Annotated in this window: 31 protein-coding genes, 1 tRNA gene and 1 pseudogene; 2 read left to right on the top strand and 31 right to left on the bottom strand. The window is 65.2% G+C overall.

Annotated elements, in window-relative coordinates:
• Both G481_RS0117165 and G481_RS24390 read right to left on the bottom strand, forming a co-directional pair.
• The coding region (locus tag G481_RS0117165) for a transposase (protein ID WP_028031126.1) at positions 1-282 on the bottom strand (282 nt) is incomplete at its 3' end.
• A 101-nt stretch (positions 283-383) separates the two neighbouring features.
• Positions 384-644, bottom strand: a pseudogene (locus G481_RS24390) (transposase); the annotation flags it as partial.
• Positions 645-870: 226 nt separating this feature from the next.
• Between G481_RS24390 and G481_RS0117175 the strand changes: the two are divergent.
• Positions 871-960: transfer RNA gene (locus G481_RS0117175), tRNA-Ser, on the top strand.
• A 111-nt stretch (positions 961-1,071) separates the two neighbouring features.
• On the opposite strand, the gene G481_RS0117180 is transcribed toward G481_RS0117175, so the two are convergent.
• From G481_RS0117180 to G481_RS0117190, 3 genes are read right to left on the bottom strand one after another with little or no spacing between them, the layout of a single operon-like run.
• Entirely contained in the window at positions 1,072-1,434 is a 363-nt protein-coding gene (locus G481_RS0117180; protein WP_028031100.1) for a hypothetical protein, read from the bottom strand.
• On the bottom strand, positions 1,431-1,655 hold the full coding sequence (locus tag G481_RS0117185) for a hypothetical protein (RefSeq protein WP_028031101.1): 225 nt from the start codon (positions 1,653-1,655) through the stop codon (positions 1,431-1,433). Before G481_RS0117185 ends, G481_RS0117180 begins: the two co-directional genes overlap by 4 nt.
• Positions 1,652-1,849: a hypothetical protein gene (locus tag G481_RS0117190; protein ID WP_028031102.1), complete on the bottom strand. Its 198-nt coding sequence runs from the start codon at positions 1,847-1,849 to the stop codon at positions 1,652-1,654. Before G481_RS0117190 ends, G481_RS0117185 begins: the two co-directional genes overlap by 4 nt.
• A 74-nt stretch (positions 1,850-1,923) precedes the next feature.
• On the opposite strand from G481_RS0117190, the gene G481_RS25630 reads away from it, so the two are divergent.
• Entirely contained in the window at positions 1,924-2,217 is a 294-nt protein-coding gene (locus G481_RS25630) for a helix-turn-helix domain-containing protein (protein ID WP_084451070.1), read from the top strand.
• Between the two features lie 465 nt (positions 2,218-2,682).
• Here G481_RS25630 and G481_RS0117195 read toward each other — a convergent pair whose 3' ends face one another.
• The 26 genes from G481_RS0117195 to G481_RS26275 form a co-directional block, all read right to left on the bottom strand.
• Positions 2,683-3,189 carry a hypothetical protein gene (locus tag G481_RS0117195; protein WP_028031103.1) on the bottom strand — a complete coding sequence of 169 codons (507 nt, stop codon included), beginning with the start codon at positions 3,187-3,189 and terminating at the stop codon, positions 2,683-2,685.
• Positions 3,186-3,545, bottom strand: a complete 360-nt coding sequence (locus G481_RS0117200; RefSeq protein ID WP_028031104.1) for a phage tail assembly chaperone — start codon at positions 3,543-3,545, stop codon at positions 3,186-3,188. The genes G481_RS0117195 and G481_RS0117200 overlap by 4 nt, the downstream gene beginning before the upstream one ends.
• Positions 3,542-5,803 carry a phage tail tape measure protein gene (locus G481_RS24395; protein ID WP_051294635.1) on the bottom strand — a complete coding sequence of 754 codons (2,262 nt, stop codon included), beginning with the start codon at positions 5,801-5,803 and terminating at the stop codon, positions 3,542-3,544. The genes G481_RS0117200 and G481_RS24395 overlap by 4 nt, the downstream gene beginning before the upstream one ends.
• 3 nt (positions 5,804-5,806) lie before the next feature.
• Positions 5,807-7,477 carry a terminase large subunit gene (locus G481_RS0117210; protein ID WP_035026599.1) on the bottom strand — a complete coding sequence of 557 codons (1,671 nt, stop codon included), beginning with the start codon at positions 7,475-7,477 and terminating at the stop codon, positions 5,807-5,809.
• Positions 7,449-7,835 (bottom strand): phage terminase small subunit P27 family, encoded by a 387-nt coding sequence (locus G481_RS0117215; protein ID WP_028031106.1) that lies wholly within the window; start codon positions 7,833-7,835, stop codon positions 7,449-7,451. The genes G481_RS0117210 and G481_RS0117215 overlap by 29 nt, the downstream gene beginning before the upstream one ends.
• On the bottom strand, positions 7,832-8,149 hold the full coding sequence (locus G481_RS0117220; RefSeq protein ID WP_028031107.1) for a phage head closure protein: 318 nt from the start codon (positions 8,147-8,149) through the stop codon (positions 7,832-7,834). Before G481_RS0117220 ends, G481_RS0117215 begins: the two co-directional genes overlap by 4 nt.
• Complete coding sequence (locus G481_RS0117225) at positions 8,146-8,553, bottom strand: DUF3168 domain-containing protein (protein WP_035026600.1); 408 nt, start codon at positions 8,551-8,553, stop codon at positions 8,146-8,148. Before G481_RS0117225 ends, G481_RS0117220 begins: the two co-directional genes overlap by 4 nt.
• Positions 8,553-8,972 carry an HK97-gp10 family putative phage morphogenesis protein gene (locus G481_RS0117230; RefSeq protein ID WP_035026601.1) on the bottom strand — a complete coding sequence of 140 codons (420 nt, stop codon included), beginning with the start codon at positions 8,970-8,972 and terminating at the stop codon, positions 8,553-8,555. Before G481_RS0117230 ends, G481_RS0117225 begins: the two co-directional genes overlap by 1 nt.
• Positions 8,972-9,283, bottom strand: a complete 312-nt coding sequence (locus G481_RS0117235; protein WP_028031110.1) for a head-tail connector protein — start codon at positions 9,281-9,283, stop codon at positions 8,972-8,974. The genes G481_RS0117230 and G481_RS0117235 overlap by 1 nt, the downstream gene beginning before the upstream one ends.
• Before the next feature lie 2 nt (positions 9,284-9,285).
• The gene (locus tag G481_RS0117240; RefSeq protein WP_028031111.1) at positions 9,286-9,762 is read right to left on the bottom strand and encodes a hypothetical protein; all 477 of its coding nucleotides are present in this window, start codon (positions 9,760-9,762) and stop codon (positions 9,286-9,288) included.
• Positions 9,763-9,764: 2 nt separating this feature from the next.
• A complete protein-coding gene (locus G481_RS0117245; protein WP_028031112.1) occupies positions 9,765-10,115 on the bottom strand; it encodes an HNH endonuclease signature motif containing protein in 351 nt (116 codons plus the stop codon).
• A complete protein-coding gene (locus tag G481_RS0117250; RefSeq protein WP_028031113.1) occupies positions 10,115-10,498 on the bottom strand; it encodes a hypothetical protein in 384 nt (127 codons plus the stop codon). Before G481_RS0117250 ends, G481_RS0117245 begins: the two co-directional genes overlap by 1 nt.
• A gap of 12 nt (positions 10,499-10,510) precedes the next feature.
• Positions 10,511-12,031 carry a phage major capsid protein gene (locus G481_RS0117255; protein WP_035026604.1) on the bottom strand — a complete coding sequence of 507 codons (1,521 nt, stop codon included), beginning with the start codon at positions 12,029-12,031 and terminating at the stop codon, positions 10,511-10,513.
• Positions 12,031-12,420: a hypothetical protein gene (locus G481_RS0117260; RefSeq protein ID WP_028031115.1), complete on the bottom strand. Its 390-nt coding sequence runs from the start codon at positions 12,418-12,420 to the stop codon at positions 12,031-12,033. Before G481_RS0117260 ends, G481_RS0117255 begins: the two co-directional genes overlap by 1 nt.
• The gene (locus G481_RS24400) at positions 12,407-13,606 is read right to left on the bottom strand and encodes a phage portal protein (RefSeq protein WP_035026606.1); all 1,200 of its coding nucleotides are present in this window, start codon (positions 13,604-13,606) and stop codon (positions 12,407-12,409) included. Before G481_RS24400 ends, G481_RS0117260 begins: the two co-directional genes overlap by 14 nt.
• 83 nt (positions 13,607-13,689) lie before the next feature.
• Complete coding sequence (locus G481_RS0117270; protein WP_035026607.1) at positions 13,690-13,944, bottom strand: hypothetical protein; 255 nt, start codon at positions 13,942-13,944, stop codon at positions 13,690-13,692.
• Between the two features lie 256 nt (positions 13,945-14,200).
• The gene (locus tag G481_RS0117275) at positions 14,201-15,448 is read right to left on the bottom strand and encodes an AAA family ATPase (protein ID WP_028031117.1); all 1,248 of its coding nucleotides are present in this window, start codon (positions 15,446-15,448) and stop codon (positions 14,201-14,203) included.
• Positions 15,445-15,837 carry a hypothetical protein gene (locus G481_RS24405; RefSeq protein WP_154664665.1) on the bottom strand — a complete coding sequence of 131 codons (393 nt, stop codon included), beginning with the start codon at positions 15,835-15,837 and terminating at the stop codon, positions 15,445-15,447. Before G481_RS24405 ends, G481_RS0117275 begins: the two co-directional genes overlap by 4 nt.
• A gap of 230 nt (positions 15,838-16,067) precedes the next feature.
• Positions 16,068-16,448: a hypothetical protein gene (locus G481_RS0117290; RefSeq protein ID WP_028031119.1), complete on the bottom strand. Its 381-nt coding sequence runs from the start codon at positions 16,446-16,448 to the stop codon at positions 16,068-16,070.
• Between the two features lie 6 nt (positions 16,449-16,454).
• A complete protein-coding gene (locus tag G481_RS0117295) occupies positions 16,455-16,637 on the bottom strand; it encodes a helix-turn-helix transcriptional regulator (RefSeq protein WP_028031120.1) in 183 nt (60 codons plus the stop codon).
• An 87-nt stretch (positions 16,638-16,724) separates the two neighbouring features.
• Positions 16,725-17,510, bottom strand: coding sequence for a hypothetical protein (locus tag G481_RS26065; protein WP_161630540.1), 786 nt, complete (start codon positions 17,508-17,510; stop codon positions 16,725-16,727).
• Positions 17,510-18,652 (bottom strand): tyrosine-type recombinase/integrase, encoded by a 1,143-nt coding sequence (locus tag G481_RS0117300; protein ID WP_245594998.1) that lies wholly within the window; start codon positions 18,650-18,652, stop codon positions 17,510-17,512. The genes G481_RS26065 and G481_RS0117300 overlap by 1 nt, the downstream gene beginning before the upstream one ends.
• 550 nt (positions 18,653-19,202) lie before the next feature.
• Positions 19,203-19,427 carry a hypothetical protein gene (locus G481_RS0117305; RefSeq protein WP_028031122.1) on the bottom strand — a complete coding sequence of 75 codons (225 nt, stop codon included), beginning with the start codon at positions 19,425-19,427 and terminating at the stop codon, positions 19,203-19,205.
• On the bottom strand, positions 19,424-19,648 hold the full coding sequence (locus G481_RS0117310; protein ID WP_028031123.1) for a hypothetical protein: 225 nt from the start codon (positions 19,646-19,648) through the stop codon (positions 19,424-19,426). The genes G481_RS0117305 and G481_RS0117310 overlap by 4 nt, the downstream gene beginning before the upstream one ends.
• Positions 19,645-20,151: a hypothetical protein gene (locus G481_RS0117315; protein ID WP_028031124.1), complete on the bottom strand. Its 507-nt coding sequence runs from the start codon at positions 20,149-20,151 to the stop codon at positions 19,645-19,647. The genes G481_RS0117310 and G481_RS0117315 overlap by 4 nt, the downstream gene beginning before the upstream one ends.
• A gap of 34 nt (positions 20,152-20,185) precedes the next feature.
• On the bottom strand, positions 20,186-20,491 hold a 306-nt coding region (locus G481_RS26275; protein WP_028031125.1), incomplete at its 5' end, for a hypothetical protein.

Consider the following 20,491-nt stretch of genomic DNA (forward strand, 5'->3'; position numbering starts at 1 on the left):
TGACGCCTTGCGAAGGATCTCGTTCGCCTGGCGCAGCTCGCGGTTCTCGCGTTCCAAAGCCTTCATGCGCTCGGCCATCTCGGTCGGAATGCCCGCGCGCTTCCCGCTGTCGACCTCGGCCTTCTTCACCCACTCGTTCAGCGTATGGGCAGAACAACCGATCTTCGCCGCAATCGACACGATCGCCTGCCACCGCGACCCATGCTGCCCCTCGTTGTCGAAGACCAGCCGCACCGCGCGTTCACGCACTTCGGGGGAAAACTTGTTCGTCGTCTTGCTCATGACGCTCCATCCTACTCAGGAGTTGGAGCCTCCGGCAAACCCGGTGCGGTTCACAGGTACTTGCGGGGGCATGCTTGAACCAATGGCGCATGCCCTCTCACATCGATCATCACCGTCTTTGGAGCAGCGGCCTCAGAGGCCAGACCATCCATCATCCGGGCGAACACCCCCTTGTCACTCCCCCATTTCCAGCGGCTGTAGAGGGTCTTCGGCGGATCATACCCCCGGGGTGCATCGCACCACCTCAAACTATTGCGATTGATGAAGATTATGCCGCTCAACACGCGCCGGTCATCGACACGGGGCTTGCCATGGCTCTTGGGAAAAAAGGGCTGAAGCCGCACCATCTGCGCCTCGGTCAGCCAGAAAAGGTTGCTCCTTGGTCAGTCTCCTTGCGGAGCCTGAATCACGCCGCAAGCGAATGATCAATGGGTCCTGCCCCTGGTCGAGGCTCCGATGGCTGAGCGTGCGCGCCGGGACGAGGTTCTGCGTCCTGAGATCCGTCGGGTCGCCCGTTTCGACTTCGAGGGCCTCAAAAGATGCGAAAACTGCTTGTTAGTCGGCAGCCATGTCAATATACGGGTCCGCGGAGACGTGGCCGAGTGGTCGAAGGCACACCCCTGCTAAGGGTGCAGGCGGGAAACCGTCTCGAGGGTTCGAATCCCTTCGTCTCCGCCACATTTCCGCATGTAAGTCGTTGATTTTCACGCGAAAATCCCTGTTCGCCAGCGATACGTTCCACCATATCTTCCCCCAAATGGGCGCGGATCAACGCGGAACGTTACGGAATCAAGTTGGCAGATCAGGCCCCACCAGCGCGCGGGCCTCGGCCCAAACCGGGGCAAGGTGCCGGCTACTGGCCTCGCTGTCGTCTGCCCCGAACCTGCTCCAAGCGGCCAGCTTCATCAGCACGTCAGCGGCGCATTGGCTCGGGGCGGCAAGCAGGCGCTTTTCCGCGGCCCATGCCGCATCCCATGCGCGGTTGTGCTCGTCCTCGTCGTCGGTCGCCGCGTAGGTTGCAGCTTCGGTGGCGCGGGCGGCGGCCCACTCGCGGAACAGCACGGCCACCGGCGTTTCGGTCTCGGCCTGCACCGGCATCGCGCAGCCCACCAGCGCCACGGGCGCCGTCTTGATCAGATCGCGCCGGTTCATGCCGCTTCCCCTTCCTTGTCCATGGATGCGCGGGCAGCGGTCAGAAGATCGCGGGCAGCGGTCAGGGCGTGTTGCGCGGTCACGGCACCCCGGACAATCGCGGCACCCGCTGTCCTGTCGGAACAGGCAATACCTTCGCCAGCCATGAACAGCAGTTCCAGCATGTCCTGCACTTTGCTCAGTTCTTCGTCGGCATCCAGTGCCAGCACCAGCGCGCTCATGCCCGCACCCCCATCAGCTTTTCGGTGCGGCGCAGCGCGGTGCGCAGGTAGCTGCGGGCCTCGCGCAGGGTCTGGGTGTAGCCGCGCGGGCTTTCGGTGGCATCCAGCGCCAGGGACAGCATGTCGTGAATTTCGGACAGGGTTTCACCAGGCAAGCCGGTGCCGGCCCCATGATTTGGGTTGAACGCAAGCATTGCATTGCTCCTTGGGTATGATATGATCCCTACGGATCAATATACATACTGATCCTAACGGATCAAGAGGAAATATGCATTCAGGCCAACTTCGCGCAGCGCGGGCGCTTCTCGGACTTTCTCAGGCAGAAGTCGCCGCCATGGCGGGCCTATCAGTTCCAACCGTGAAGCGATCCGAAGGCCACGGTGCGGTCAGCGCATCGGCCGATGCCGTCGCCGCGATCCGCGCCGCGCTTGAAAGTGCGGGGGTCGTATTCCTGCCAGAGAACGGCAACGGACCAGGGGTGGCGCTGCGCAAGGGGGAACGGCCGGGGAACCATCCTGAATCAGTTCCTACCCGAACAGCCTGTCGAACCTCGCAGGGGTAAGGTGGTGCGGTCTGCACTTGCCGATTGCCAGCCTGCCGGATGCGTATGCCGCCTTTCCCGCGCACGACATGCAGCAGAACTTGTCGCGGTGGCTCTTCCCCTGAAAGTTGACGCCGCACCATTCGCAGTTTCGACGGGCGCGCATCCGCTTCGCTGCGTTCTTGCAGTCCCGGCAGCAGTGAACCTGCGAATGGCGTGTTGGCCTGAAGATCGTGGCGCAGTGCGGGCAGGTCTTTTGGGCCGCCAGCCATCGCGGACTGCAGGATGCGGAACAATAGGCGGCATCTGCCCGCCGATGGGGTGAAATCTCCCCCCCGCAGGTTGCGCAGGTTCGGCCGATTTTCCCCTCGAAGACTGCCTGCGATGTCAGGCCGTTGAAGTGTGCGTTCTGGCACCGCCGCCCGCAGAACGAACGATTGGCCCTCACGTTGCCGAGTTCGCAGCCGCAATGTTCGCAGCGCGCAGTCAGATCCAGTGATACCCGCGCTTCTTCACTATGTGATCGAACAGATGGTCCTCGTTGGCTTCCTTGATCCTGTTGAGGTTCTTGTTGTGGGCATCCGCGCACAGTTCCCCGCAGAACTTGTGATGCCCCTCGGGCAATGGCTTGTGACAGCGAACGCAGCGGGTCCGCTCGATCAGGGTTCCGGCTTCCACGGTCCATTCCAGTTGCCCCTCGTTCCAGGTCGGCCGGGTGGCGTTCACCCGGCGGAAAGCATCGTCCATCAGATCGCGCGCCATGGTATTGGCATCGGGCCAGCGCCAGCCCTGCAAGCACAGGTCAGACCGGATCGCGTGGCGCAGCGGCCCTTCCAGCCCGAACAGCGTGGCGGTGGCGCCTGCCTCGAAGGCCAGCCGGATCACCGCGACCAGCTCCTTCACCAGCGCCTCGAACCGCCCAGGCCCGAGGCGCCCGCGCAGGGCGTCCCGTTCACGCCGCGCGCGCTTGAAGTCGCGGGCGGGCGCGTTCATCCCGTCACCAGGTCGAACAACTGCGCGCTGATCGCGTGCTTGCTGACCGGCGGCAGGGTCTTGACGCCTTCGGGCACCTTGGCCCGCTGCGCGCCGGCCAGCCATGCCGCGTCCATCTCCATCAGGATGGTGACGTGCCACGGCTCCAGCGGCAGGCGCATCAGTCGGGCGAAGGCCTCGACCTCGGCAAAGCTGATCGGGTTCGGCCCGGCCATGTGATAGGTGCGGGTGGCGTTCAGGCGCTGGAAGGCGTTCCACAGCGGGCGGCCAGCCTCGGGCGGCCTGACCCTTGCCCCGGACAGGGCAGCGGTGACAGCGGCGCAGAGCTGGCGGGACAGGCGGGTTCTGGCGGTCATCCGATCGGATACTCCTGTGCGCGGGCATAGGTTGCTTGAACCGCCTGGTCGACCAGTTGCGGCCCGGCATAGGCCAGCACCCGGCCGGTCTCGTCGCGCACGAAGGCGCCCAGCTTTGCGGTTGATGGGTCCATCGTCACGGTGACAGACAGGGCCTGCGCCTTGGTGGGCGCGCTCTGGCCGCGCGTGTGGTCGATCACGGTTTCCTTCGGGTGCAGCATGGCCATGAACCCGCCCTTGCCGTCGAGGCCACCGCTGCGCGATCCGCTGCCGGTATAGCCGCCGCCGTCATAGCTGGGGGTCAGGGACGCGCCGATGCTGCCAATTACCTTGCCAAGGAACCCGCCCGATCCGGCCAGGCCAATGATGGCGTTGCGCATCTGCACCTTGGCCATTTCCATCAGCAGATCGGCAATGGCCTCCTTGGCGGATTTCGTGCCGTCAAGGACCGATCCGAAAATGTCGGCAATCGCATCGGCGCCGCGTTTGCCTTCGTCCTCGACCTGCCGCAGGCGCCGGGCGGCTTCCTCGGCGCTCGCGCCGGCAGCGACATAGGACCGCGCCAGGGCGTCAATCTCGGCCTCAAGCTGGGGGGTGATTTGCTTGCCGGCCTTCATCGCCGCGTTCAGCAGATCGGCCTTGAGGCGGGCATATTCGACCGCATCGCCAAAAGCCTGCCCGCCAGCCGCCGCCGCGACCAGCGCCACCGCTTCCAGCTCCAGCGCGCGGGTGTGTTCCTGAACCTGTTCCACCATGCGGGCGAACTCGTCGGCCTTGCTCTTGCCGCCACCGCCAGTGCCGACCACATCGAACCCCAGCTCATTCGGGGCCGCCCGTGGGCGCGTGGTCGGGGCGTTCGGGTTCGGGGTGAAGGCGCTGGGGGACTGGTCGAGGCTGTCGAGATAGCCCGGCACATCCTTGGCCACGCCGCCCGGCAGGGTCGCCTTGAGGCTGCGCGCCAGCCCCAGGGCATTGGCGATGGCCGTGCCCAGCCGCCCGACGGCCGAGATGGCATTGGACAGGGTGATGCCGCTGTCATCCTTCAGGGTGTCAAACAGCGTGCTGGCCTTCGCCTCGGCCTCGCCCATGCGCTTTTGGAACTCATCGGCCTTGATGGCCCCGGTGTCGAACTCGCTTGCGGCGGTGCGCATTTCCTCGGCAATGCCGGCCAGCTCGCCCCGGATCGCCGCGAACTCCTGACTCGGCAGCTCGTTCATGGCCATGAGAATGGCGTTGGCCGCGCTGCGCCCCTCGTTGCCCATTTCGCGGTGCATCTGCGCCAGGCGCCCGGCCGCTTCGGCCTGTTCGTCGGTCAGTGCGCGCAGCTCGGTCAGCCGGTCGAAGATTTCATCACCCAGCACTGCGCGCCCGAAGGCTTCATCCGGGAAGATTTCCCGCAGGCGGCTTTCCACGATCTCGAAGGGCAGATCGGCCAGCGCCACCGCCACGGATTTGCCCCAGGCGGTGAACTTCTGGGTCATGGCGGTGAACCGCTCGTCAATGTCCTGCGCCTTGCGGATCAGCTGTTCATCCAGCACCGCGCCGGTTGCGTGCGCCTCGTTGATGATCTTCTGAAGCCCGTCCGCGCCCCGGTCGATCAGCTGGACAAACTGTTCGCCCCCGGTGCCGCCGAACAGCTCGTCCGCAACCCGGATCCGGGCCGCCGTGTCGAGTTGCTTCAGCCGGTCGATCAGCTCCAGCATCAGCGCGCTGGGGTCTTGCAGCTTGGCCTTGAGGTCGGTGGCATTGTAGCCCAGCCGGGTGAAGGCCTCGGCCGCCGCACCGCCCCCGGTGACGATCCATTCATCGGCGCGCAGGTTCAGTTCCTTGAACCCGTCCACCAGCGCATCCATGCCAACGCGGGTGCGGTCGGCCACGGCAGACCATTCCTGAAACGCCTGCAATCCCATGCCGGCGCGCTTGGCCTCGTCCCCAATGCTGGCAATGCCCTTGACGGTCTGGGTGATGTTCTGGGTCAGGCCTGCGAAGGCCCCGGCCACCACGCCGCCCACCAGCCCGCCCGCAAAGGCCTTGCCGAAGGCACCGATCCGCGTGCTGGTCGCCGCCAGCGCCTGATTGATGCGGCCCGAGGCGCGCACCATGTCGGCCTCCATCTGCCTCGTTGCAGATTGCGAACCCCGGCGCAGGTTCTGATAGGACCGGGTGCCGCGCTGTTCGGCGCGCTGCATGTTCTTCTCGAAGTCCCGGATCCGGGCCTCCAGCATCACCACAAGGCGTTCGTCGGCTGTCGCGTTCATGTGCTACCCCGCAAAGAATTCTTCGGTGAACAGATCGGCCGAGGTGTAGAAGCTCGCGCCCCCGGCGGCGCAGCGCGCCACGGCCATGGCGGCCGCAACCGCGCCGTCGATCGAAAGCCACCGCTGCGCCTTGGTGAACTTCACCACCTGCCCGAGGTCGTTGCGCTTCACCACGACATTGGCGAAGCAATGGCGCAGAACAGCGTGCCCGCCGTGGCGCAGCTCGCCCCCCAGAATGGCCCGTTCCAGTTCGTGAATGGCGGGCATCATCAGCGTGGCGATCTGCCGGAAGTCCACCACCGGCAGCCCCATTTCCGCGCAGGCCTGCTTCACCTGTTGGCCCATGGCCGGGTCAAAGGCGATTTCCTGCACGTCGAACCGCTCGCACAGGCCCACGATGCAGGTCTCGACTGCCGAATAGTCGATCACATTGCCGGGCGTGGCGGTGATCAGGCCTTCCTCTTTCCAGGCCATGTAGCTGGCGCCGCTGGCCCGCTCGCGGGCGCTGACGGCATCCTGTTCGATTTCCTCGCCCATGCTGTCCTGCGCCACCCGATCGGCAGGGCAGAAGAACCACGGATGCACGGCATAGCCATCGGCCGTCCGCCAGCAAGCCACGACAACCGACAGGTCGATGTTGGACGACAGGTCAACCGCCAGCCAACACGGCTCGCGCTCCAGGCTGTCGAGGTCGAGGGGCTTGGCGCCTTCGTCATAGACCGCCATGTCAACGAACGGATCGGTCGAGGCGTCCTGCCAGACGTTCAGCTTCAGTTGCAGAAGGGATTGCCGCTCGCCCACGCTGCGCGCCGCGCGCTTGGCATGGCGCCGGAACCCGGCAAGGCTGGGATAGCCATGTTGCAGGCCGGGGTTGACCATGTGCCACAGGTCTTCGTCGGTCCAGTCGGCCTTCGCGTCGGCCTCGAACAGGATGGGCAGAACGGATTGATCTTCCACCGCGCCGGTTGCCACCTTGCGCGCGCCGTCGAAGAACTCGAAGGCGATGTTGTCCTGCCCGCGCCCGGCGGTGCTGGCGACGATCAGAAGGCTGTCGTCGATCTTCTCCAGCCCCGTGGTCAGGGCCTCCCACAGATCGCGGCCCTTCCAGATATGGATTTCATCGGCCAGCACAAAGCCGGGCGTGCGGCCGTGCTGCGGGCCGCCTTCGCCGCTGATCACCTCCAGATAACTGGCATCGCGCCGGAACAGCAGCTTCTTGGGCGCGTTGTGGGCATCGTGCAGCTTCGTCGCCGCGACAAGGCGCTTGTCTTCGCGGATGATGCCGGCCGCCTCACGAAAGCCGATACCTGCCTGCTTGCGATCGGCAGCGGCAAAGATGGCCTCGCCGCCGGGGATGCGCTCGGGGCCGATAGTGTGCAGCAGCGCCAGGGCAGCGGACAGGCTGGTCTTGCGGTTCCCGCGCGGCAGCATCAGTGCCACGGTGTTGACTATGCGGGTGCCGTCCGGGTGGCGCGGGCCATAGATGCGCCGAACGATCCGCTCTTGCCACGGGTCCAGCTGGAAGCCCCGGTTCGGCAGGATGCTCTTGGGGTGGCGCAGCGCGCGCAGAAACTGGACGGCCCGTTCGCCGCGCCCGAAGGGGTCGGGAATGTCGCTGCCGTCATAAATCCAGTGCGGGAACGCGCTAGACGTTGAGGGGGTTGTCGCCGTCATCGTCTTCTTCCTTATCGCGCACGGCAGGGCGGGACCGGGAAACGGGGGTAACGCCCAGCTCGGCCCCGATCTGCCGCGCGGTCGCCATGGCCTTGTCCTGCACCCGGATGAACTTCAGCAGCATTTCCGGGTCTTGCTCGGTCTGGATCTTCGCTTCCATCTGCCGCACGCGCCCGATGGCGATGCAGTAGTTTTCCAGGCCGCCGAGGTCGGCATCGGTCAGGATCCGCCGCTCGGTCAGGATCGGGAACACCCGGCCCCATTCGGCGCGGGCATCCTCGGCCAGCCACTCGGGGCAGGGTATGGCGGTCATCGCCACGCCTTCGGTCGGCTGGATTTCAGGCTTGCGGCCCTTCATTCGCCCAGCCTCGTGCAGCGCAGCTCCAGGCCGCGATTGCGCCCCAGAACCACCACCTCCTTGAGGTTCAGCACATCGCCCGCAAAGCTGATCCGGTCGGCATTGGTCACGCCTGCCAGATAGCGGGTGCGGAAGACCAGCGCGGTTTCATCAGTGGCGCCTTGGGCGCGGATGAACTCCGTGGTCGATTGCTCGACCTTCTCGGCCCGCAGGGTGGCCAGATCGGCCCATGTTGTCGTGGGCGTGCCTGCATCGTTCAGGCCCTCGGTCGCCCGCTGGATGGTCAGGACATGGAACAGCTTGCCAGCCTTCATGCCAGTTCCTCCACCAGAGCCTCTACCGTCACCACCCCATGCGAGGTTTCCCCGTCCGGGTCGCGCATCTGCCGCATGGAAGACACGCGCACATCGGCGCAATGGAACCCGGCCCCGAGGTCGAGGCGCCCGGCATGGATCGCCATGCGGATCGCGGCACAGATCACCTTGACGCCTTCAAGGGAAGGCTCGCGCTTCCAGACATGCAGGGTGTGATAGACGCGCGCCCGGTTGCGGGCGATGCTGTCGCCCTCGTCCACCGCCTGACTTTCGCCCAGGACGATCGAAGGGGATGGCGCAGGCCGCTGGTTGCGGTCGAGGATGCTTGCAGCGGGCACCAGCGCGACAACGGCCGGTGTTGCCACCAGCCGCGCCCGGATCGCCACCTGAACCGCGCGTTCCATCAGCGGGCCTCCCGGATCGCCTTGCCGATGCCGCGCTTGATCGCGCCAAGGGCCTTCTTGCGATGCAGCCGGAAGGCCGGCCAGAAAAACGGCTGCGCCGCGTGCTTGCTGGTGCCGTGTTCTTGCAGATGCGGATAGCGCACATCGGTGTTGCCTGCGGTGATGGCCACCGCGTTTTCAGGCACCACCATCGCGCCGCCCGGCTGGGAATAGGGTGGTGTGGCCTCGCCAGGCCCGGTGACCGCGATACTGGACTTCAGGTCCGGCGCATCGGTCGCCGGATCGTCGGGCGCCAGGCTGCGCATCGTGTCGGCCATCGCCTCGGCCTGCTTCATCAGAACCGGCTTGATTGCCTCGCGCGCCGCCTGAGGAACAGCGCGCATCCGTCTTTGAAAGCTGGAAAGTCCGCCGTCATTCATCAGAAGCTCCAATCCCGGTAGCTGTCCACGATCTGCGCGAAGCCGTGCGGCACCTCGCGGGCGCCTTCGCTGGCCGTCTCGCGCTGGTCGAACCACCAGGCCGCAAGCTGGCAAACCGCCTCGACCAGCGGCGCAGGCACTGCGGGCAGCGTGTCGCCCCCGAACCGATCGGCAATGGCATAGCCAAGCCACCGCTCCAGATAGGCCTGCGCCGCGTCGATCTTGCGCGACAGCAGATCGTCGTCGGCCGTCCCGAGGTCATCGGTCCAGCCGATCTGCTCCTTCATCTGGTCAAGGGTGACAATGGCCATGATCAGGATGCCGCGTTGACCTTGACCACGTTGCTGTTCACCCAGAGCGAGGCGTTCAGCTTCATCACGTTGTTGGCCGTGTCGAAGGCCTCCACCGCGCTGCCCACCATGGCAATGAACATGCGCTCCGAAGGCGTGCCGCCGGTCGGGGCATCGTTCAGCACCAGTCGGAAGGCGAAGTTCTCGCGCGACTTCTCGGCCGCCAGCAAGGCGATCTGGCCAGCGTCGGCATAGTCGATGCCGCAGACCACATCCATGGAACCGCCGCTGCGCGTGCCCTTGAGGCGCGTGGTGCGCTCCCGGTCGATTGTGTCAAAGGTAATTTCCTGCGCCGTGTCGCCGGCAGAACCCAGCGCCTCGGTGTGCTTGATCTGCACCCAGGTTTCACCGGCAAAGTCCGAGGCCTGAAAGTCGGTGGCCTTGTCGTCGGTCGCGCCCCCGATGTAGAGCTTCGCGCCGTTCGTTGCATAGATGGGCATGGTCAATCTCCATGGGCGGCGCGGCGTTCCTGCCGTTGCTTGCCGCTGTTGTGGTGATGCGCGCAGAGGGGCTGCCAGTTCGACCGATCCCAGAAGATGGCCATGTCGCCCTTGTGCGGAATGCGATGGTCCACCACCGTGGCGGGCGCACCGCAGAAGCAAGTCGGATTGGCCTTGAGAAAGGCCGCGCGGGCCTTGTCCCAGGCGCCGGTATAGCCACGCTTCCGGGCGCTGGGGCGGGTCTTGTCGAACCGCGCCTTGCGCTCGGCATCGGCCTTGGCCCGGCAGGGGCAGCGCCCGCCAGGGGGCACCACCTTTCCGCAGGCGCAGACCTTGGGCGCGGCCGTGGGCATCAGGCCACCGGGCGGGTCAGCGGCTCGGTCACCGCCACGGCGCCGGCCGCGATGCTGGTGCCGCCGGCCTTGGTCAGCGACAGGCGCACATAGCGCTTGAAGCCGCGATAGCCGAGGCGATAGCTGGTCGAGGCTTCCAGCGTGGCCGGCGCGTCGGTGTCGACCACCGCAGCCGCCGCATCGGCAAAGTCGCCGCTGGTCGTGGTGTCGCTTTCCTGAATGGTCACCCCGAAGTCACCATCGCCCACGATGGCCCCGGTGCTGACCACGAAGGCCACCGAACGGGCGGCTTGCAGGTCGATGGTGGCACCCGTGGCGGCCGCCGCCTGCACGGCAGGGGTCAGCGCCAGGGTGGCCGCGATGTTGGAATACAGATCACGCATGGCGGTTGCTCCTTACGAGGTGGCCATTTTCAGCTTGCGGAAACGGGCGGCTTGCAGGACGCCCCCGCCCACCCGGCGGGTGGCGTGGATCCGGGTCAGCCCGTTGGTGCGCTGGGTGTAGGGGTCGACCAGCACGTCGAGGCCCACCCGGTCGAGGATGCGATAGGCCTTCCAGTCGCCATAGATGATCGGGAACTCCCCCGAGGCGACATCGGGCATGTCGACCATTTCCACCACCGGGCGCCCCAGGATGGTTTCCGGCTGGCCCGCCTGATAGCTCGGCTGCCAGAGGTAATTGCCCTGACCGTCCTTCAGCTTGCGCAGCGTGGCCAGCGTGGTGCCGTTCATCGCCCAGGCGCCCGCGTTCCGGTAGGTCGCCGGCATCGCATACATGAGGGTGATCAGCGCATCGGCCGAAAGGGTGGTTGCGTGGCCGTTTGCCGTATAGGCAATGTCGGCATTGACCATGAAGCCTTCCGGCTCCAGCACGCCTTCGCCCCAGACAAAGGCCGTGGCTTCCTTCTTGCCGAAGTCTTCGGCCAGCGCGCTGCGAACCTCGGTTTCGGCCTGGGGCGCATCGGCCAGCAGACGGTTGGAAATGTCCACATAGGTGGCCAGTTCCTTCACAGCGATTTCCTTCTGCCCGAAGGTGATGGTCGAGGCTTCGCGGGCCTGGGTCTCGCCCACCCAGCGGGCGTTCGTGGTGTCGCCACGGGTCGGGTAGATGGTCGAGGGCGCCATGGTGCCGCGCACATCGGCCACAGCCCGGATGGGCGAGAACTCGACCAGATCGCGGATCACTTCCGAAGACAGCTCGGCCGGCGCCAGATAGCCGCCCTGCGGATCGCTGGACTGGTTCAGCGCCTTCTGTTCCTCGGCCGTGATGGCATCGCCAAGGCGCAGATAGGCGGCAAAGGCCTTGCGCTCGGCGGTCGGCTCCTTCGGATCATCCGTGCCGCCCTGCGGCCGGTTCGCCTTGGCCTCCAGCTTGTCAAGGCGGGCCACCAGCGCCGTGGTGTCGGCCTTCTTCTCCAGGTCGGCCATCTTGGCTTCCAGCGCCGCAATGTCCGGGGTCTCGGTCTTTTCCGTCATGGGGTATTCCTTCGCTGACGTGATCCGCGCGCCGGGGTGCATCGGTATGGCGACAACGGAGATTTCGAACAGGTCGATCTTGTGCAGGTCTCGCCCGCCGCCACGGCGGGGGGTCTTGCTGGTGGCCATGTAGCCAATGGAAAGCCCGCCCATGGCCTTGGCCCGGATCAGGTCGAGGATCTCGCGCCCGCGCTGGACGCTGACCGTGATCTGACCCTTGACGCGCAGGCCTTCCGGGGTCTCTTCGCCCGAGTTCCAGACGCCGATAACGTCCTTCTGGTCGTGGCTGGCCAGCATCGGGATGGGGAACGAAGCGCCCGCAAAGGCCCCGCGATGAACCACATCGCCGCCTCGATCGGGGGTGCCGAACACCGAGGCCAGCCCCTCGATCGCGCCATCCTCGGTAACAGCGAACTGCGCCTTGATTTCCAGCCGGTCCATCAGCGCAGCCCCCGGAAGGCGGCGCGGTCGGCCGCGAAGCTGTCAACCTGCGCCTGCACCCACGGGGCCGCGCGCAGAAGCCGCAGCACATTGCCATGGGTGAAGGGCACCGGCTCGCCCGCCTCGCGCACGTTCCAGCCCAGGACGCAGGCGGCCAGGCTGTTCAACCGGGCTTTCTCGCGGGCGGCCGCGTTGACGATGCCCGCATCGTCGGCCGCCTCGGCCAGCTCGTCCATCATGCACAGACGGGCGCGCGCTTGCGTGGCGCTGTCCGGGCCAGCAATGCGCAGGGTGATGCCAAGGCCCTTGCCGGTCACCGGGTCCAGCAGGTCGAAGTCGCGGCCCCGGTCGTGGTCCTGCGCCTCGGCCTCGATCTCATTCAGTTCCATCGGTCGGATCCTCTTTGGCCGGCGGGGCCGCCGGGGTCTGGGAAATGTTGGGGTTCAGGAATTCGTCGCCGCCCTCGCGCGGGGGCAGGCCCAGCCACTCGCGGCCCTCGTTGGGGTTGATGGTGCGGCTGGCGATCAGGCTGTTGATCGTCGTGGCGCGGGTCGCCAGATCGGCCCGGGTCAGGTCGTCACGATCGAACCGGATCACATGGGTTGCCCGCTCGGCATCCGAGAACAGCGCCCGGCGCAGCGCGCCTTCAAGCCCGCGCAGCCACGGCTCCAGCGTGTAGCTCAGGAACTCGCGGCCCTTCTGTTCGCTGTTCGACCAGGTGGCCCGGCTCAGATCGCCCACCATCGGCGCCGGAATGTTGAACGCCCGCGCGATTTCCTCGATCTGGAACCGGCGGTTTTCGAGGAACTGGCCATCCGTCGAGGTCATGGTCAGCGGCACAAAGTCCGCCTCGTTCAGCAGCACCGCCGTCTTGCCGCTGCGCCCGCCGCCGTGGGTGGCGTTCCAGGCATCGCGCACGGTCTTGACCGCATCCTCGGCCATCTTCGGGATCTTCAGGATGCCGCTTGGCCGCGCGCCATTGGCGAACAGCGAACCCACATGGCGATCCAGCGCGATGGAAATGCCGATGGCCTCGCGGGCCAGGGTCAGCGGGGCACGGCCCAGAGGGGGCAAGAGGTGGATCACATCGCGGGCAGGGATGGGCCGCGCCGAAAGCCGATACTGCCGTTCCCCGGTGTTGCTGTCGGTCTCACAGGACAGCATCCCGGCCCGGTAGCGCAGCAGCTCGCGCGGCTCGCCGCCCACCCGGTTGACCCAGACCATGCCGCCCCAATCGGACATGAGGGCATCGGCGACGATCTGGCGGATCAGCTCGAACCCGCTGGTCCACTCGTTCGCCTCATCGCGCAGAAGGGCGAGAACCGGATGGTCGGGCACGTCGATTTCCGCGCCGCCTTCCACCCGCTTCACCATCACGTCAAGCGATGCCACCGCTTCGCTGATCAGCTGGATCGCGTTGGCCACCACCGGCACCCGCAGGGCGTCCGAGGCTCCGACCGTGACGCCCGCCGCCGTGGGTGCGGCCAGATCGAACAGTTCCTCCCACGATCCTGCCGTGGTGAGGGACTTGGTTTCAGGCGTCGCCGCCTTGCGAGAGAAGGGCCAGATGCGCATGGACCAGTTTATGCGCTCTGGCGGGGTGGGTTGTCGCCCTGACAAACCCGGCAAATCCCGGCAAAGTCCGGCAACCGCGAAGATTATTCATCCCGGTTTTGCAGCCAGGCCATCAGTTCAGAGCGAAACGCGAAGTGCTGCCCGGTGCCCTTGGGCTGGAAGATCGGCACCGAAGGATCGGCCGCCCATTTCCGCGCCGTCCGTTCGCTGACACTCAGGGCCTCGGCAATCTTTGGCAGGCCCCAGAGCATTTCAGGCTTCGCCCCGGCAAGAAGCTCATCAGCCCGGAAGCGATCCAGCGCGGGAAGGTCGGTCGTGATGCGGGTTTGCTTGCCCATTCTCGAAAACTCCATTTCGGTCATCTCTTGCGCGACAGTCCCCGCGCCGGTCCCCAGCAAAGGGCCAAAGTCCAGAACCACCCCCCGGGGCCAAGGTGTGGAAAGGTGCGCGCCCCTCAGCGCCGCCACAGCCACGCCAGCCGCTCCACACCACACCCCCACACCCCTATAGAGGGTGGTGTGGTGGTGGTGGTTGAGCGGCTCCACACTTGCGTGGTGAAGGTGTGGAAAGGTGTGGAAAGGTGTGGAAGCCCGATCATTCCTCCACAACCTCCATCGGGTTGTTGTCGCCCGGAATGACAACCTTAACGGAACGCCCGGCGCGGGTATCTTTGACTTCTTCCTCGGCCAGAACCCCGGTTCTTATCCACTCCTTCAGAAGGCTGGTGAGCCTGCCCTTGTCGGCCTTCTCTGTTGAGGGCAGGCCGAGTGTCTCGGCAATGACGTAACCCGCCCAGTTCGTGGCTTGTCCGTCCTTCTTCGGTGGTGGATCGCACGCGCCGATAGCAGACCTGACCGCAGCCGCATCCTCGCGGCGCAGGCCCATGAACGCATCGGGCCACTTCCACGGCTCTATGGCGCCCACATGCTGGCCGTTGGGGATGGGCACAGATACCTTCTGGAACCATCGGTTCACATCGGCAGAAGGTGGCGCCAGGTTGCCTTCCACATCGGCAATGCGGATGAAGTGCCGGTGGTTTTCCACGCCGGCCTTGGTGCCTTCGTCCTCGGTCATGGGCAACAGCAGACGGTTGAACCGGGCGGTGCCGCGCAGGGCACCACCACCGCGCACATCGTCAATCGTGGCCGTGACGCCGGGCGTCATCTTGCGGGTGTGGTGGATCAGGCCCAAGGCCACCCGAGATCCGGACGCCAGCTTGCGCAGGCGCTGCCCCAGAACCCGGAACACCTCGTTGGTTTCCGGGCTGCGGGACAGGTCTTGCAGGGGGTCGAAGATCAGCACGTCAATGTGCCAATCGGCAATGAACTGCTCCAGCGCGACGAACAGGGCCTCGTTGACCACACCCTCTTGCCCGGTGACCATGTAGAAGCCATCAGCATCAACGCCAGAGACGGGGAACAGGGTGTTGGCAATCTGGCGCTGGTCGATCTGATACCGGCACAGCAGCGCCGCAACGCGGGCTTCGATCACGGACATATCGTCTTCGGCGTTGTAGTAGAGAACCCGCAGGGGGTCGCGCGGCTGCCCGGTCAGGAACCCTTCTCCGGTCGCCATGTCCACGCTTTCGGCCAGCCCCAGCATGGACTTGCCGGCCTTGGGCGGCGCGGCGGTCAGGGACGTGTAGCCGCGGGCGTAGAAGTCGGAATACAGGAACTCGGTCGGCCGAATATCCGCCAGGTTGCGATTGCCCCAAGGCCGAAACGGCAGCCGCTTGATGGCCTCCCGCTCTGCCTCGGTGCCTTCCCTGAATTCGTGCCCATAGGCATCATCCGGCCGCACAGGCTCCAGATCATCGAAAGGGTCGTGGTCATGTCGCGTCATTCGGCCCCTCGATTGATGAAGCGCCCTTCGGCATCGACACGGGCCAGAAACGCCTTGCGGTCCTGATCCGGGAACGATTGCCAGAGGGCGGCGAACAGCCGCTTTCGAGCGTTGAGGCCCAGGTTGGCGGTGCGCAGCCGATCGAGGGCTGCCACGCCATAGGCCGCCAGCTCATGCACCGGGGCACTGTCGGCCCATAGGCCTGCATCCCCGGCCACCATGCCGAACGGGTCGCCCAGCACCGGGCCGCCCGTGCGCTGGTCGTCGAGATAGGCCGCGCAGATCGCAGCGGCGGCCTTGGGGTCGCAGTCGGCCAGCGCGCGGCAAAGCGCATCGACCGCTCTGTTTGCGGAATGTTCCGTGTGCAGCGTCAACGGGTGATCTGTCACGCCTTACCCCTGCCGGTGAAGCCGGTTGTGATGCGTGCGGCAAAGCCACCGCACGTCACCGGGTCGGTTGTAATCGTCGTGGTGGGCTTCTGCCTTGGCGGTGCCGCAGACCTCGCAGGGGGCTGGCGTCAGGACGCCGCACCGCTTGGCGGCCTGCACATAGAGGTGGGCGAGGTAGCGCCGGGGGTTGTTCCGGCGCCACTGTTGCTGTCGGGTCGGGGGCTTGGTCGTCACACGCGCCCCCTGTTGCTGGTAGTGCAGGTCGCGCAGAGGGTCCGGCCGGACGCCACATGCAGGGTCGCGCCATCTGCGTTGCACCGCTCGCACGGCTGCGGCTGCGGGTCGCTGGACTGGCCACCTGTGACGGCCTGCGCCATGTCCATCAGCTCGGGGTCAACCCTGATGCCGTCAGGAACATAGTGATCCACCATGCGGCGCATGAGGGCCAGTTGCATGGGGCTGGGTTCCCAGCCCTTGCGGGCGGCTTGATGGTCGATCCTATCGGCAAAGTCGTGGTCCTGACCGTGTGCCGCGCGGTGAAGCACGGTCGGCCAGAGCCACAGGCATTCAGCCGCGCTGCGCTCGGGGGTGAAGATGCTGCGGTAGGTCATGGGGCCTCACACGGCGACGGGACGCGAAGCCAACCAGGCTTCGATATCGTCTTCGAACCAGCCGACCGCCTTACCAGTCAGCCGAATGGGGCGCGGGAACTCCCGCGCGTTCATCATGTCGTAGATCTTAGTTTTCTTGAGCCCGGTCAGCTCTTCGACGCGGGGCAGTCGGGCAATCTTCCGTGCCATGTGGTGTCCTTCCGCAGTTGGTTGTTACCGTTGCGGAAGGATAGGAAGCGTCACTATCTGATTGAATGCGATCAAAAATCCACAATGCTATTGCTCGTTTTGATCGCAGTTTTGATCGCAGTTTTGATCAGGCCCTTCAAAATTCGCCAGTGCGCGCTTGATTGTACTGACGGGAAATCCGGTGCGCGCTTCGATATCTTTCCAAGTAACGCTCGCCGTCTTTCCCTCCGGATAACATGAAGTGAAGGTACGATACGCCTCCTCTTGAACACTCGGCCTTCCGATTTTCACCTTTGGCGGGTCCATAACTGTTCTGACGGGATGAAGCTTCCTTAGATTCTCAATGATGGCATCGGAATCCTTGTCAGTCACGCAAAGCGACCAACCCTTGAAGCGCTGCAATATTCTGCGAACTTCATCGATTATGTAAGGGTAGGGGCCGCCTTCACGTTCTCTTTGAGGATCTACCGTCCAACCCGCGCCTGTAAAGAACGCGTACTCAAACCGACGCAAAGGCCAGTTGCGGCCGAAGTCAATGGCCGTTATGGCCTCTCCCGCCAAACAGCCTTGCTTTGGAGGCCAGTCGAATTTGTAGAAGGACGCCCTATCCTGAGCTACAAATATCGCCTTGTCGATGCGAACCAGTTTCCCAGTTGGGCTGCTTAGATATAGCTTGTATTCGAACTGTAAAAGCACCCAGTCAACAAGCCAATCTCGATATGCAACCCTTATACGCCGAGCTCTCTCCCTTGCAATATCTTCACCGAAGGATGAGTAGTGCGGCCTTACGAATTCGTGCTCAAAGCATGCTGCCTCGATATCAATTCTGTGATAAAGGCTGGCGAATGGACAATAGCCCTCTGGAGCAAACATCACCCGATCCTCACCACCTTCGCGGGCTTGTCGGCCAGATAGCCCGCCCATGCTTCCATCATCTTGCGCCGCTTCTCGAACAGGTCGGATCGGGCATAGGCGCGTTCGGTCTCATCCCCGGATAGGTGCGCAAGCGCGGCCTCGGCCACCTCGCGCGGAAAGTTGGTCCGCTCCTGCGCCCAGGTGCGAAAGCTGGTCCTGAACCCGTGAATGTCCACATCGAACCCGTTTTCGCGGATCAGCTTCAACAGGGTGGCGTCGGACAGGGGCTTGCCCTTGACCGTGCCGGGAAACACCAGATCTTCCCCCAGGCCCTTGGCGCGATCCAGAACCGTCAGCGCCGATGCGGAAAGCGGGATGCGGTGCGGCCGGTCCATCTTCATTCGCTCGGCCGGGATCTCCCAGACCTTCGCCTTCGTGTCGATTTCCGACCAGCGGGCCTCTCGGGCCTCGTTCGATCGAACGCAGGTCAGCACCAGCAATTCGAGGCACAGCTTGGTGGACAGCCCGGCATTGGTTGCCGCGACCACATCAAGACAGTTGGCCACCTGATCATAAGGCAAGGATTTGCGGTGTGCTTTCTTCGCTGTCTGCTTGGGAAGTCCCTTGTCCACCGCGTCAACCGGATTGTCCTTGCGCCAGCCCTTGGCGATGCACCACTTCATCACCGTGCCGATGCGCTGCTTCACGCGCCGCGCCGTCTCAGCCTTGTCCAGCCATATCGGTTGCAGGACGGCCAGCACATCGGCAGTTGTCACGTCCGGCGCCTTGGTGTTGCCCATGGTCGGGAAGGCATAGGTCGCCAGCGTGTTGATGAACTGATCCGCGTGCTTCGGGTTCTTCCAGGTCGGCTTGTGGATCCTGTGGACCTCGCGTGCGGCCTCCTCGAAGGTCAGCACCGCCTTGGCCTCTCGGCGCCCGGCCAGAGGATCGCCGCCGGATCGCGCCAGCCGGCGGTTCTCGAAGGCGGCAAGTCGCGCGTCGGCCAGCGTCACAAAATCCGGGCTGCCAAGCCCCAGCTCGCACCGCTTGCCGTTGATCACGATGCGCTGCACCCAGAAGCGCGATCCGTTCGGGTCGATCCGCAGATACAGCCCGTGTCCGTCAAAATACTTGCCCGGCCCGGATGCGGTCTGCACCATGCGGGCATTCAGGGCCTTTGCTGGCTTTCGCAAAATCGGTATCCTAACCTTTTCTTCCACCATGCCTTCCCCCACTCAGTGCGGGATTGGCATGAACATTAGCGGAACACGGCGGAACGCGCCACGAATAAAAGTCACGCTGGGACAGTGGCTTACGGAACATCGCGGAAAGCGGCGGATCGTGCTGCCGCTTCCTTCGTCTCCGCCATACATCATTGAAATCATTGGTAAAATTTCGGGTGTTTTCGCCATACCCGCCAATGTGCCCGCCTTCTCATTTGCGCTTGGACGCCATGTGGTGCGACAGGTCAGCGCCAGCGCCAGCGCCGGGCGGATCGGGCAAGGCCTAACGCTGGTCGTGACACCTTCGCGGCACCAGCCCCCGTTGCGATTCCCGCGATTCTTGCGATTTCTGCCCCTTGCGACACCCGCGACATTGCGACACCGGGCGCCGCCCCCTGCTACACCCGCTGCGTCCGCTACACGGCGCGCGGCAATGACAAAGGCCCCGCGCTGGGCGGGGCCTTGATGCCGTGAAGGTGGAAGCCGATCAGTCGGACCAGTTCACCCCATCCAGTTCGGTCAGCGCCTCGGCCAGCAGATGCGCGGCGTGTTCCAGGTCGGCACAGCCCAGCGCCCATGCCCCGAACATCCGGTCAGGATCCAGACTGGTTTCCGCCGCAAGGATGCGTTGCTGGACTGTGTGCAGGGCAATCCGCACGTTTTCCGCAGGCGATTCAGCGCGGGGGCGGGGCGGCACATGCAGGGCGGTCATGCGTCACCGCCTTCCTTGGCCGCATCCTCCCAGGGCAGTTCCTCCAGCACCCCGAACAGTTCGGCCAGCAGCTTGCAGGCGGTCACAAGCCCATCACTCGGCAGGTAGTCCAGCCCGAACACGGCGGCGCCCCGCGCCGTGCTGTCCTGCGCCAGAACATGCGCCTGCACGATGCTGGCGGCGGCCATGACGTTGTGCCACGGGGATTCAAGGCGGGTCATGCTTCGCCCCCACTGACCATGGCGGCGCGGGCAGCATCCAGAAGGTCACGGGCAGCGGTCAGGGCGTGTTGCGCCATACCGGCGCCCCGGACAATCGCGGAACCCGTGGCGTGGTCGGATCGGGCAATCCCTTCGCCAGCCATGAACAGCAGTTCCAGCATGTCCTGCACCTTGGCCAGTTCGTCTATGGCGTCCAGAACGCCATCCAGCGCGGCAAACTTCGCATTGCCAGCCGGGGGCAGCGCCTTCCGGGCGGCCTCGGCCTTCGCGGCATTGTGGCAGGCCATGACAAGGCCCTTGTCGTCTGCCAGCCAAAGCCAATCCAGGCTAAGGCCCTCGGCCTCGGCATAGGCCAGCAGGGCATCGGAAAAGGTCGCCTCGGCCCCTTCGCCGTCAAGGATGCGCTCGGGCGGCGTGGTGCCGGTCCATTCCGCGAAAAGGGCGAGGCGCTCGGCAGCGGCGGCTTTCATCGTCGCGGATCGGTCAAAGGGAAAGGCGTTCACGGGTCAGGCTCCTTGCTGAGAAAAGTTGAGGTTGTCAGGCAGCGGCGGCGTAGGTCACGCGGCGCAGATCGGCGCGCATGGCATCCAGCGCGGCCCAGTCGCGGGGTTCCAGCCGGTCCTTGCATTCCAGCAGGAAGATGGCTTCGCGGATCCGATCGGCAGCAGATTTGGGCTTGGCGGCCTTGGCCATCGCTTCGGCCTGCGCCCGCGCCTTCGCCTCGGCCCAGACGCGGCGAAGCTGGCCCGCGAAGTTCTGGGCATAGGTGCGGCCCTTCATCATCGGATGGCCGGTCAGGCCACGGGCGGCGACGTGGGCGGCTTTCATAATCGCGGCGCGGTC

Origin of the sequence: Gemmobacter nectariphilus DSM 15620, from assembly GCF_000429765.1 — a bacterium.
Classification (GTDB): Bacteria; Pseudomonadota; Alphaproteobacteria; order Rhodobacterales; family Rhodobacteraceae; genus Wagnerdoeblera; species Wagnerdoeblera nectariphila.

Excerpts from the sequence above, each read along its gene's own strand:
- G481_RS0117215 (WP_028031106.1), bottom strand. The coding sequence starts at position 7,835 with ATGAAGGGCCGCAAGCCTGAAATCCAGCCGACCGAAGGCGTGGCGATG.
- G481_RS0117230 (WP_035026601.1), bottom strand. The coding sequence starts at position 8,972 with ATGAATGACGGCGGACTTTCCAGCTTTCAAAGACGGATGCGCGCTGTT.
- G481_RS0117200 (WP_028031104.1), bottom strand. The coding sequence starts at position 3,545 with ATGACCGCCAGAACCCGCCTGTCCCGCCAGCTCTGCGCCGCTGTCACC.
- G481_RS0117295 (WP_028031120.1), bottom strand. The coding sequence starts at position 16,637 with ATGGCACGGAAGATTGCCCGACTGCCCCGCGTCGAAGAGCTGACCGGG.
- G481_RS0117235 (WP_028031110.1), bottom strand. The coding sequence starts at position 9,283 with ATGGCCATTGTCACCCTTGACCAGATGAAGGAGCAGATCGGCTGGACC.
- G481_RS0117305 (WP_028031122.1), bottom strand. The coding sequence starts at position 19,427 with ATGACCGCCCTGCATGTGCCGCCCCGCCCCCGCGCTGAATCGCCTGCG.
- G481_RS0117185 (WP_028031101.1), bottom strand. The coding sequence starts at position 1,655 with ATGAGCGCGCTGGTGCTGGCACTGGATGCCGACGAAGAACTGAGCAAA.
- G481_RS0117300 (WP_245594998.1), bottom strand. The coding sequence starts at position 18,652 with ATGGTGCAGACCGCATCCGGGCCGGGCAAGTATTTTGACGGACACGGG.
- G481_RS0117240 (WP_028031111.1), bottom strand. The coding sequence starts at position 9,762 with ATGCCCATCTATGCAACGAACGGCGCGAAGCTCTACATCGGGGGCGCG.
- G481_RS26065 (WP_161630540.1), bottom strand. The coding sequence starts at position 17,510 with ATGTTTGCTCCAGAGGGCTATTGTCCATTCGCCAGCCTTTATCACAGA.
- G481_RS0117245 (WP_028031112.1), bottom strand. The coding sequence starts at position 10,115 with ATGCCCACGGCCGCGCCCAAGGTCTGCGCCTGCGGAAAGGTGGTGCCC.
- G481_RS0117270 (WP_035026607.1), bottom strand. The coding sequence starts at position 13,944 with ATGGGCAAGCAAACCCGCATCACGACCGACCTTCCCGCGCTGGATCGC.
- G481_RS0117220 (WP_028031107.1), bottom strand. The coding sequence starts at position 8,149 with ATGAAGGCTGGCAAGCTGTTCCATGTCCTGACCATCCAGCGGGCGACC.
- G481_RS0117275 (WP_028031117.1), bottom strand. The coding sequence starts at position 15,448 with ATGACGCGACATGACCACGACCCTTTCGATGATCTGGAGCCTGTGCGG.
- G481_RS0117310 (WP_028031123.1), bottom strand. The coding sequence starts at position 19,648 with ATGACCCGCCTTGAATCCCCGTGGCACAACGTCATGGCCGCCGCCAGC.
- G481_RS0117255 (WP_035026604.1), bottom strand. The coding sequence starts at position 12,031 with ATGGACCGGCTGGAAATCAAGGCGCAGTTCGCTGTTACCGAGGATGGC.
- G481_RS0117210 (WP_035026599.1), bottom strand. The coding sequence starts at position 7,477 with ATGACGGCGACAACCCCCTCAACGTCTAGCGCGTTCCCGCACTGGATT.
- G481_RS24395 (WP_051294635.1), bottom strand. The coding sequence starts at position 5,803 with ATGAACGCGACAGCCGACGAACGCCTTGTGGTGATGCTGGAGGCCCGG.
- G481_RS0117195 (WP_028031103.1), bottom strand. The coding sequence starts at position 3,189 with ATGAACGCGCCCGCCCGCGACTTCAAGCGCGCGCGGCGTGAACGGGAC.
- G481_RS0117190 (WP_028031102.1), bottom strand. The coding sequence starts at position 1,849 with ATGCTTGCGTTCAACCCAAATCATGGGGCCGGCACCGGCTTGCCTGGT.
- G481_RS25630 (WP_084451070.1), top strand. The coding sequence starts at position 1,924 with ATGCATTCAGGCCAACTTCGCGCAGCGCGGGCGCTTCTCGGACTTTCT.
- G481_RS24400 (WP_035026606.1), bottom strand. The coding sequence starts at position 13,606 with ATGCGCATCTGGCCCTTCTCTCGCAAGGCGGCGACGCCTGAAACCAAG.
- G481_RS0117250 (WP_028031113.1), bottom strand. The coding sequence starts at position 10,498 with ATGCGTGATCTGTATTCCAACATCGCGGCCACCCTGGCGCTGACCCCT.
- G481_RS0117260 (WP_028031115.1), bottom strand. The coding sequence starts at position 12,420 with ATGGAACTGAATGAGATCGAGGCCGAGGCGCAGGACCACGACCGGGGC.
- G481_RS0117290 (WP_028031119.1), bottom strand. The coding sequence starts at position 16,448 with ATGACCTACCGCAGCATCTTCACCCCCGAGCGCAGCGCGGCTGAATGC.
- G481_RS0117225 (WP_035026600.1), bottom strand. The coding sequence starts at position 8,553 with ATGGAACGCGCGGTTCAGGTGGCGATCCGGGCGCGGCTGGTGGCAACA.
- G481_RS0117180 (WP_028031100.1), bottom strand. The coding sequence starts at position 1,434 with ATGAACCGGCGCGATCTGATCAAGACGGCGCCCGTGGCGCTGGTGGGC.